An 11,121-nucleotide genomic window follows, 5' to 3' on the forward strand; every position below is an offset into this window, starting at 1 on the left:
TACTGCCGAAATGCGAGAGCCCCTACGAGTATATTTGCAAAAATGAGATGCACCCCTTTAGTCCTCAGGGAAAGGACTAAAGTCCGAACGATCGAACCTTATTGGAAATGAGAAATAAAATCGTTAAGTGAACCGTAATTGCACCCTGTTCAACAGCCATCGTGTTTATTTACTTTCTTGATTCAAAGATGATAGTTTCCGCCGCCGGCTATCGCGCGAAATCGCCACTAAAGCCGGAATTTCACTTTTAGCATTCTTATCTTTTAAACTCTCCACAATCTTAGACAATTCTCCGATTGTGGGTGCTTCAAAAACGCAGCGCAAAGGTAACTCTATCCCGAAAGCATCTCGCACTCTCGAAACAAGCTGAGTCGCCAGCAGCGAATGACCTCCCAATTCAAAGAAATTGTCGCGGATACCCGATCGCTTTATCCCCAAAACCTCAGCCCAAATTTTTACTAAAACTTGCTCAACCGCAGTCTGAGGCGCAATATAACCGCCAGCCCATTCTAACTTAATCGGTTCGGGTGCGGGCAAAGCTAGCCGATCGACCTTTCCGCTAGCAGTCACCGGTAGCGACTCCAGTACCACAAAAGCCGACGGAATCATGTAGTCAGGCAGTTTTTTTGCTAGATAAGCCTGTAACTGCGGCACTAATTTGCGCGCTGCTTTCGCTTGTAAGGGATTGTTAGCATAAGAGCGCCACGGAAGCAAGTTATCCGCTGTGGTTTCTTGCACAAAATTTCGAGTTTCGCCCCTGGAAAACACTACATCATAGCACCCGTCACTGTCGGAATCTGACCAAGCAATACTAATATTATAGGGAACTTGCAAAGCATACCAAGCTTCGGGATTTATTCCTAAATCGCCGAGTTTTTCCAAAGCTTTTTGTAACTGAGCTGCTGTTTTAATTGTCTCAGCATTTGATAGCAATTCTGCCGTTTTTACCGCAGCAGTTATCCGTGCGTTAGGTACATTAGCAATGGTCAAAACATCGAGTTCATTTTCTAATAATATTTGTTCAACATTGCTAACTGTCAGATGCTGGTTTGGTTTCGACCAATCTAGCCGTTGCGATGTCTCAATTTCTTGTTTATTAGGGGGGTTGGGGGAATCTTTCTCCGGCGCCAGATGCAGAATAGCATTGTACCGAAATTGAGTTAACTCATTGTGGTAGCTGCCCCGAATTAATTGAATTTCTACGCCGCCAATCTGCGGAAAGCGATGCTGTAAAGCGCTAAAAAAATCTGGGTGAATAACTAACTCTGTTTCCTGAAAAATTTGCATTTTTACTCGCTGCTGCAACTGTTCAGCAGCGAGACTCGGTTCGGCTTGATGCAGTTGTACCGCAGCGTGAAAAGCTGCCAGCAGCGGTAAGCTGCGCACATCTCCGATGAAGATAAAGCCGCCGGGAGCAGTTGCTTTCACCGCACTTTCTAACACCTGCACGAGATAGTCGATATTCGGGAAATATTGTACAACAGAGTTGAGAATTACTGAGTCAAAAGCTGCTGTTTCTATTCCGGTAAAATCTGTCGCCATTTTCTGCAACAGCGTGACATTAGCTAACTGTTGATTTGCTAAGTGCTGTTGAATGTAATTAATCGAAATTGGTGAAAAGTCTGTACCGCAATATACAGTGCAGCTAGGCGCAATTTGGAACAGCATTAAGCCTGTGCCGCAGCCAATTTCTAAGACTCGCTGCGGCTGCAAAGCTAAAATTTGGGCGGCTTGATTGTTCGCCCACTCGCGCACCTGTTCTGCTGCGATTGGTTGGTTAGTATAACTGCTATTCCAGCCGACAATATTAAACGTTGGATCTGAGTCGGCGGCTGGTTGATTGTAGGTTTCATTGTAGAGCATTTGCCACTGCGAAACCTGTTCTGCTTGCAGTTGCACGATTTGGTCGGTTTCGCTAATATTGCTATATTTTTGATCCAGGGCAATATAAGCTAATAAACGTTTATTTTGCTGTGCATCTTCCGCAGCGGTTACTACAGTTTGCTGTACTGCGGGATGTTGAGTTAATACTGTTTCGATTTCTCCTAATTCGATGCGGAAACCGCGAATTTTTACTTGTTCGTCAATTCGTCCTAAAAATTCCAGGTTGTAGTCGGCTCGGTAGCGCGCTAAGTCGCCGGTTTTGTAAATTCGCTCTGTTGAATTTGGTTGAAAAGGATTGGGAATAAAATGTTCTGCGGTTAAATCGGGACGGTTGAGGTAGCCGCGAGCGAGTCCGTTTCCGCCGATGTACAATTCGCCGACAACGCCTGCGGGTAGGGGTTGCAAATATTTGTCTAATATGTAGACTTGAGTGTTAGCTATCGGGCGGCCAATTGTTGGGGCGATATCGGACTCTGTTGTAGGAATATAACCGGATGTTGTGACGACGGTGTTTTCGGTTGGGCCGTAATTATTTACGAGCTTAAATGGATGGGATTTGAGAGGATGTTTTTGCAGTTTTTCGCCGCCTGTGAGCATGATTCGCAATGCTGTTGTTTGAGGCCAATCTAATTGCAATAGTTGCGCGGCTAATGGTGTTGGTAAAAAGCTAATTGCGATCGCATTTGAGATTAACCAGTTTTGCAGTTTTTCAGGATCTCGCCGGATCTCATCTTCGGGAAAGTAGATGCTAGCTCCGGCGGCGAGATACGGCCAAATTTCCCACGCGCAAGCATCAAAGGCGATCGCAGCAATTTGCGTAGCCCGATCGCCCGCTGACACTCCAAACTCGTTTTGATGCCAAAAAACCAGATTTAACAGGCTCCGGTGCTCAATTTCCACCGCTTTCGGCTTTCCCGTGGAGCCGGAGGTATAAATCGCGTAAGCCAGATTTGCGGCTGTGGCGGCGCTGGTGGGATTGTCGGCGATTTCTTGGGAAATCATCGCCCAGTCTGTGTCTAGAAAAACAACCATTGGATGGTTAATTTTATCGTCTGATTGTGTTTCTAAATTTTGTACTGCGCCATCATCCACCAGGGAATAAATTCCCTGGCTCATAGCTGAAGTCGGCTGAAGCCGACTGGAAACTTCTGGTGTTTCAGTCGTCTTTAAAAGACTTTGGCTGCTCGTAGCTGAAGTCGGCTGAAGCCGACTGGAAACTTCTGCTGTTTCAGTCGTCTTTAGACGACTTTCGCTATAAGAGGGGGAATTTATTCCCTGGCGGGTTAGCAATACTGACACCTGAGCATCTTCTATCATCAAGTGCGATCGCGCCACCGGATAGTTCGGATCTAAAATTAGATAAGCTCCCCCAGCTTTCAGTACAGCCAACATCCCCACAATTAGCTCGATCGATCGCCCGCAGCCCAGCCCGACTAAAACTTCCGCACCCACCCCAATTTTTTGCAAGTAACGTGCTAGTTGGTTGCTGCGCAAATTTAGCTCTCGGTATGTGACTCGCTCGTCTCCAAATACCAGCGCCACTGCATCCGGCATTTGCTTTGCGTGAAGTTCAAAAAGTTGATGCACGCACAAATTTTGCGGATAATTAGCCGCTGTTTTGTTGCATTCAACTAACAAACGATCGCGCTCTTGCTCGCTCAAATATTGCAAGTAGGCGATGCGCTCATCGGGATTTCCCACAATGCTTTCTAACAGCGTTTGAAAATGCCGAATCATTCGACAAATTGTCGCTTCATCAAATAAATCGGCGCTGTAAATTACCATGCCGCTGATGCCTTCGTTCGTGTCAACCCACAGCTTATTGCTGCGCGATTCGCTGCTTCCCGAGCTGTTGGGCGATCGCTCCCACAAATGAAACTCCAAATCAAATCGGGCTGTTTGCACGTCTAACTGCTGCGGGCTGAGGGTTAATTCGGGCAATTCTAAGGGATTCGCGGGCGCGTTTTGCAGGGCGAAGGCTACCTGAAATAAGGGATTTTGGTTCAGGGCGCGATCGGGGTGCAATTCTTCTACTAACTTCTCAAACGGCAAATCTTGGTGAGCGTAAGCTCCTAATGCGACTTCTTTGACTCGGTTTAAAAGTTCCAGAAATGTGGGATTTCCCGACAAATCTGTACGCAGCACCAAACTGTTGACAAAGAAACCGATTAATGCTTCAATTTCACTGCGGTTGCGATTGGCGATCGGCGAACCGACAACAATATCCTCCTGCTGCGCGTAATGGTAAAGCAACGTTTGAAAAGCTGCCAGCACTGTCATAAACAGCGTTACTCCTTGGCGCTGGCTCAACATTTCCAAAGCCTCGCTGAGCGGTTTTGGCAGTTGCAAAAGCAGCCTTTTTCCGCGATAACTTTGTACTGCGGGCCGAGGCCGATCCGCAGGCAAATTTAACATCGAAATGCCGTTTAACTGCTGGCGCCAGTAAGCAAGCTGCGTTTCTAAAACATCGCCTTGCAGCCATTCGCGCTGCCATTTTGCAAAATCAGCGTACTGCACCGACAACTCCGGTAAAGGCGAAGGTTTTCCGCTAACAAAAGCCGTGTAAATTGCGCCTAATTCCTGAATTAGCACTCCAATCGACCAACCGTCGGAGACAATGTGGTGCATATTCAGCATCAGCAAATATTCCGCATCATCTAATCGCAATAATGTCACGCGCAGCAACAAGTCTGTTGACAAATTGAAAGAGCGTTCAGCTTCCTTAGCTGCGAGCCGATTTGCTTCAGCTTGGCGAGATTCCTCGGGCAAATTTCGCAAATCAAATACATAAATTGGCAGGTGAAAAACCTCAGCTATTTCCTGCACAGATTCGCCGGCCACCACTGCTAAATTCGTGCGCAAAGCTTCGTGGCGGCGCACAATTTCATTGAAGGTTTGTTGCAGCGCCGGAAAATTCAACGCGCCCGTCAGGCGCAAGGCTGCGGGAACATTATAAAAAGGATTGTTCGGCACTAATTGGTCGAGAAACCACAACCGCTGCTGTGCAAAGGACAGCGGAAGATTTCCGTTGCGCGCCACAGGAACTATCGGTGCCGGAGTAAAATTAGCTGCTTGTAAAAATGAAATAATTTCGGCTTTTCTTTGGGAAATTTCGGCGCGCAGTTCGGGTGTAATAATTCCTTCGGGAGCGTTGCAGCGCAGGCGAGATTCTTCCACAAAAATATTAATATCTAGACTGCGAAGGTAAGATATAAATTCAACTGTATTCAAAATTCCACCTCTTCTCTAGTATCTGCAATCCTGTTAGTAGTTGTTTGATTTTTTGCCGCCCAGCGCACTGTTTCAATGTATTTTGCTAGACTCGCCACAGTTGGGGCCTCAAACAAATTGCTGACCGGCAATTCGACTTGCATAGCGTCTCGGATGCGAGAAATTAACTGGGTTGCTAGCAGGGAATGACCGCCTAGTTCAAAGAAATTATCGTAGATACTAACTTGCTGTTTTCCCAAAACTTTAGCCCAAATTTTCACCAGCACCTCTTCGATATCGTTCCGAGGTTCTACACAATTTACTGTTAGATCCTCGCTGTCTGTATCTATCTGAGGTAATAGTCGGCGGTCAACTTTGCCGTTGGGTGTTAGCGGCATGGACTCTAACACTGCATAAGTTCCAGGTATCATGTATCCGGGTAACTTTTGTTTCAAGAATTGCCGCAAGTCGCTTGACTTGAGATTTTGAGTTTCCGATTTTTTATTAATGCCCTCAGGAATAACGTAAGCTGCTAAATGTTTGTCGCCGGGGATGTCTTCTCTGACAATTACTGCTGCTTCGCTGACTTGTGGATGCTGGCACAAAGCTGCTTCGATTTCTCCTAATTCGATGCGGTAGCCGCGAATTTTTACTTGGTTGTCAGCGCGGCCTAAAAACTCGATGTTGCCGTCAACCCGATAGCGGCCTAAATCGCCTGTTTTGTAAAGGTATGAATCGGGTTTTTTGCTAAAATGATTGGGAATGAATGCCGCAGCAGTTAAATCTGGGCGGTTGAGGTAGCCCCTCGCCAGTCCGTCGCCGCCGAGGTATAATTGGCCTGGAATGCCGATCGCCACTGGCTGCAATTGGGCATCCAGGAGATAAATTTGCGTATTGGCGATCGGGCGCCCGATCGGGAGTGAGGTTGCGGTTTCGGGTACGTCTCGCACCTGATAGTAAGCCGAAAATGTCGTATTTTCGGTCGGGCCGTAAACGTGAATTAATTTAGTAGTTTGCAACTGTTTTAAAACTTTTCTCACGCATCTAATATCGGCAACTTCGCCGCCAAACAGCAAGCAGCGCAGCGAATTAAAAGCTTCTGGTAAAACTCTGGCAATTTGTTGGAACAATGCTGTAGTTAAAAATAAAATGGTAATGTTTTGTTGGCGCAGTTCCCATGCTAAATCGTGAGGAGAAAGGGTAATATTTGTGCTAATTATGGCAAGTTGAGCGCCGTTGAGCAAGGCTCCCCAAATCTCGAAGGTGGCTGCATCGAATGAAGCGTTTGATGCTTGGGCAATTTTATCGGTAGGTTCTATTTTTATGTAGTTGGTATTGATTACTAACCGATTTACGGCTTTGTGGGTGACAGCAACTCCCTTGGGTTTTCCGGTGGAGCCTGATGTGTAAATAATGTAAGCTAGGTTATCTGCTGTGACTGTGTTGGTGAGATTTTCGCTACTTTCTCGGGCGATTTGTTCCCAGTCGCGATCGCACTTAATCACCGAATGCGAGAAGTCTTGGAAATTCTCGCTCAATTTATCCTGAATTAGCAAGACTTTAACTCCCGCATCTTCCAACATCAAGTTTAGCCGATCGCGCGGATAGCTCGGATCTAAGGGTAAATAAGCGCCTCCAGCCTTCAGTACAGCCAACATACCCACAATAAGGTCGATCGATCTTTCGGCGCACAGCCCCACCAAAACCTCCGCCCCCACACCTCGTTTTTGTAAATAGCGCGCCAGTTGGTTAGCTTTGCTGTTGAGTTGTTTGTAAGTCAATTGCTGGCTGTCGCAAGTTACGGCGACATCCTCCGAATGCTGTTCAACCCGCTCTTCAAATAACTGATGAATGCACTTATTTTGAGGATAATCTGTCCTAGTATCGTTCCATTCTCGCAATAATTGATTCATTTCATCCTCGCTCAAGAAAGGTAAGTTAGCGATTCTTTGTTCTGGATTCGCGACAATGCTTTGCAGCAGCATTTTAAAATGTTTCAGCATCCGCGCGATCGTAATTTCATCAAATAAATCTGGATTGTAAACAGCTACGCCTCTGAGTCCTTCCGAATCTTCCCACTGTTCGCCGTACCTGCTGCGAAACTTATCCGCAGCTTCCCACAAATGCAGCTCGAAATCAAAGCGCGTTGTTTGAGTTTCCAAATGAAAAGAACTCAACTTTAATTCGGGCAATTCTAGCTCGTCCACAGGCGCATTTTGCAAACCGAATACTACCTGAAACAGCGGGTGTCGGTTGAGCGATCGCTCTGGGTGCAATTCCTCGACGAGCTTCTCGAAAGGCAAATCTTGATGAGCGTAAGCCCCCAGGGTGACTTCTCGCACCCGGCCCAAAAAATCTCGAAACGTCGGGTTTCCCGAGCAGTCTGTTCGCAGCACTAAAGTATTGACAAAAAAACCGATTAATGCTTCGATTTCGCTGAGGTTGCGATTGGCGATCGGCGAACCGACAACAATATCAGCTTGTCCTGTATAGCGGTACAGCAAAGTTTGAAATGTAGCCAGCAATGTCATAAATAAAGTCGCTCCTGCTTGCTGTGACATGGCTAGGAGTGAGTCTTGGAGCTGTTTAGGTATTTCTAAATATTGAGTTTTTCCGCGATAATTTTGCCTAGCTGGTGCAGGGCGATCGGTCGGTAAATTCAATACCGAAATCCCGCGTAATTGCTGCCGCCAATAAGCTAGCTGAGTTTCTAATACTTCTCCTTGGAGCCATTCACGCTGCCATTCGGCAAAGTCGGCATATTGCAGAGATAATTCTGGCAGGGGAGATGGTTGTTGATTTATCAAAGCTGTATAAATAGCTTGTATTTCGCGAATCAGCACGCCGATCGACCAATCATCGGAGGCGATGTGGTGCATATTTAGCAACAAAATATGCTCGCTATCTGTCAGCCGCAGGATGGTGACTCGCATCAGCGGGCCCGTGGATAAATTGAAAGGACGAAGAGATTCGGCGGCGGTGATTTTTTGGGCTTCTGTTTGCCGCTGTTCTGGCGGTAAATGTTGCAGGTCTAATATTTGTAAATTAATCTGGAAATCGGGAGAAATTACCTGCATTGGTTGACCGGCTACCGCTGCAAACGTGGTGCGCAAAGTTTCGTGGCGCTGCACTATTTTGTTGAAGGTTTGTTCTAAGGCTGTTATGTTGAGGGAACCAGTTAAGCGCAGTGCTGTTACTATATTGTAGAAAGGATTTTCGGGTGCGTATTGGTCTAGAAACCACAGGCGCTGCTGCGCAAATGATGCCGGAAAGACAAACACTTCGGCTTGGTCTGAAATATTCATGCTTTGGCGATCGCTTTTCATTCAGTTGACAGTTGATAGTTGACAGTTGACAAAGGAAGAAAGAAAGAAAGAAAGAAAGAAAGAAAGAAAGAAAGAAAGAAAGAAAGAAAGGAAGAGGATTGGAGTAATGAATCGTCTGATTTTAATTTCTCGCGATCGGGCGGGCTTTAAACCAGATGGGAGCATCTCATTTGTGCAAAAAACAGTTCTTTTTACAGTGCGAGCGTCCCCGCTCGCTTGGTTCTATAAGCAAGCGGGGACGCTCGCACTATTAAAAGCAAAACAGAGATGCACCCAACCAGAAACCAGATTCTTATGGTAAACGAATTGTCATAATTTTCGGATGCCATATCTGTTGCCCTTGGAGAATGGGATGTGTTAGTTTTTTGATGACACAGGTTACTTTTTGAGGGTGCGATCGCCTCTTAAAATTTTGGCGAGCTTTCAGATCGGAACTTTTAATATCAAAAATCCGGGTGCAAGAGTGCGACAGAGACTTGGGCCCAGAAACCCGGTTTCTGGCTATTTAATGCTCAAATTATGCCTTTAGGGGTGAGGAGTCTCGGCCCTACCCTCAAGTTTAGTTGTGGGGAAACGGGCGAGCCTGCTAGCGGTGCGGGTGAGTTGGATGCGAGAATTGCCCCAAGCAATCGGTGCAGAGGTCAAGCTGTAGTATGATTTCTAGTTGCACAAAGTTTTCTTAGGGCGATTAAGAGCCCGATAGCTTCGCCGCGCGTAGTTTTCTCACATTTCTAGCTGAGCGACTACTATTGATTAAACAGTGCCCGCAATCTTTGAGATCGACTTACTAGAACTTGCGACCTGATGCAGCCAAATTACTTAAGAACAGTGAACGTGCAGTTTAAATTAGAGGTTATAGGCTAATGGCGAACCGGAACAAATACTCGCCAAAAGGCGACGCAGGGGATGCACAATCAGCAGAAGAAGTCCTCAACTCGGTGATGCAGGAACTCGACGCTTTGCATGAAAATGTCAAAGGTCAGTTAAATCAGGACATTACTCGGCTGCAAACTGAAAAAAATCACCTGATTGAAGATATTGAAGGGCTGCGGGACCAATATCGCAAATTGCAGTCCCAGCAAATGGAATCTCTGTCTGGGCGGTACATTCAGCAGCAGCAATTGTGGCTGAAGCAGTTGGCTCAAGTTTTGGCTCACAATTTGCAGGATTTGTTGGTGCAGCGGTTCAACGAACTCAGCGCTAACTCTGGTCATTCTCTCAGCAGCCCGATTCCCAGCGGCGAATTTCCCATACCCATGCCCCCGAGCAACTACGACGAACGGGCTTCGGAGTTATTGGCGGCGCTGGATGAGCGGATCGATCGCAGTTTCCAGATGCTGGAACAAGATTTGAGCAGCTACGAAAGCGACCTATCCATGCGGCTCAACAACATGAAAACCCTCGAACTCCAAGGGGAAGAACTGTTACAAAATCTCGTCAACCGCATTCGGGAAGAACTCCAAGAAGAAGAAGCATATCTTGACAATCCTTTCGACGCTCAAGATTCGTATCCCGAAGCATCAACTAATTCGCTTAATTCTATCCGCCCCCAAGTTCTGCCGCCAGCACCTGCGGATGCAGTGCGCCAAGGCGTGCCGCAGCCTTCAGCAGCTCCGGCACCCGCTGCTAAAGCGACAGCAGCTTCTCAAATGCAGACAGGTTTGATTCTGGCTTTGTCTTCGGCGGTGGTATTGTCGCTGTTTAATGTTTGTTTGAGAATTCTAATTAAAAGCAGAAATCCTCGGATGATTTTTGGGATATTTGAGCTTGATGGGGTGGTGACTCGGGGTTTTGGAAATTCTCTGTTAATTTTGTTGATGCGGCTGATCGTGGTGATGACTTTGATGCCGGTATTGGCAACATTTCTGTATCCGAGTGTCTGGAAAGATATTAAACGATTGTTCCAATCGGGCGATCGAGCTTTGTGGGGTAAAGTTTTAGGAAGCGCATTTTTTCTGTTTTTATCTCAGGTTTTGATTTATTTGGCGATCGGCAATATTCCGGCGGGGATTGCGATTACAATTTTCTTTATTTACCCGATCGTCACCGTACTAGGTTCTTGGCTGTTGTTTGGCGCTCGCCCCAGTACGACCGGCTTTTTAGCGATGTTGGGGATTACCGCAGGTCTGATTTTAGTTGGATCGCCGAGTTTTGCTGCGCCAGCTCCCGGCGGTGGCAATGTCGAGGTGGGAGTCGCGGCGGCACTGGCTTCTGGGATTACCTTTGCAGGTTACGTATTGCTGACGCAAATGGCCGCGGGCAAGCTGCACCCGATTCCTTTTAGTTTAGTTAATTTTGCCGCGATTTTTGTATTTTCCGCCCTGAGTTTGTGGGTGCCTCTGTCGGAAAATTTTGCTCCCAACATCGACCAAAATGTTTGGCCTGGTTTGATTGTAGGAGGGATTGTTTTAGGGGTGTTGACACTATTTAGCTACCTTTTGAACAATTTTGCCATCCGGTTCGCGGGGGCGGCCTTAGCGTCAGTAATTGGCACTTTGGGGCCGGCGATGACCGCACTCTTCGGGTTTATAATTATCAATGAGAAGTTGCAGCCTGTAGCAATTCTCGGCATGATTGTGGTGACGTTGAGCGTGGCTGCGATGAGTGTAGAACGTATGGTGGCTCCTCAGAAGAAGGCTACTTAAGTTCAGTTGACAGTTGACAGTTGACAGTTGACAGTTGACAGTTGACAGTTGACAGT

General features: G+C 46.8%; 4 protein-coding genes. 2 read left to right on the forward strand and 2 right to left on the reverse strand.

What is annotated here, in order from left to right:
• Positions 1-165 precede the first annotated feature (165 nt).
• Positions 166-5,115: an amino acid adenylation domain-containing protein gene (locus QT974_RS22675; protein ID WP_333470680.1), complete on the reverse strand. Its 4,950-nt coding sequence runs from the start codon at positions 5,113-5,115 to the stop codon at positions 166-168.
• Positions 5,112-8,399, reverse strand: coding sequence for a non-ribosomal peptide synthetase (locus QT974_RS22680; protein ID WP_333470681.1), 3,288 nt, complete (start codon positions 8,397-8,399; stop codon positions 5,112-5,114). The genes QT974_RS22675 and QT974_RS22680 overlap by 4 nt, the downstream gene beginning before the upstream one ends.
• Before the next feature lie 46 nt (positions 8,400-8,445).
• Here QT974_RS22680 and QT974_RS22685 point away from each other — a divergent pair, with 46 nt between their 5' ends.
• Both QT974_RS22685 and QT974_RS22690 read left to right on the forward strand, forming a co-directional pair.
• Positions 8,446-8,721 carry a hypothetical protein gene (locus QT974_RS22685; RefSeq protein ID WP_333470682.1) on the forward strand — a complete coding sequence of 92 codons (276 nt, stop codon included), beginning with the start codon at positions 8,446-8,448 and terminating at the stop codon, positions 8,719-8,721.
• 562 nt (positions 8,722-9,283) lie between these two features.
• Positions 9,284-11,065 (forward strand): EamA family transporter, encoded by a 1,782-nt coding sequence (locus QT974_RS22690; RefSeq protein WP_333470683.1) that lies wholly within the window; start codon positions 9,284-9,286, stop codon positions 11,063-11,065.
• Positions 11,066-11,121 lie beyond the last annotated feature (56 nt).

The organism is Microcoleus sp. BM001215392 (genome assembly GCF_036700185.1).
GTDB lineage: Bacteria > Cyanobacteriota > Cyanobacteriia > Cyanobacteriales > Microcoleaceae > Microcoleus.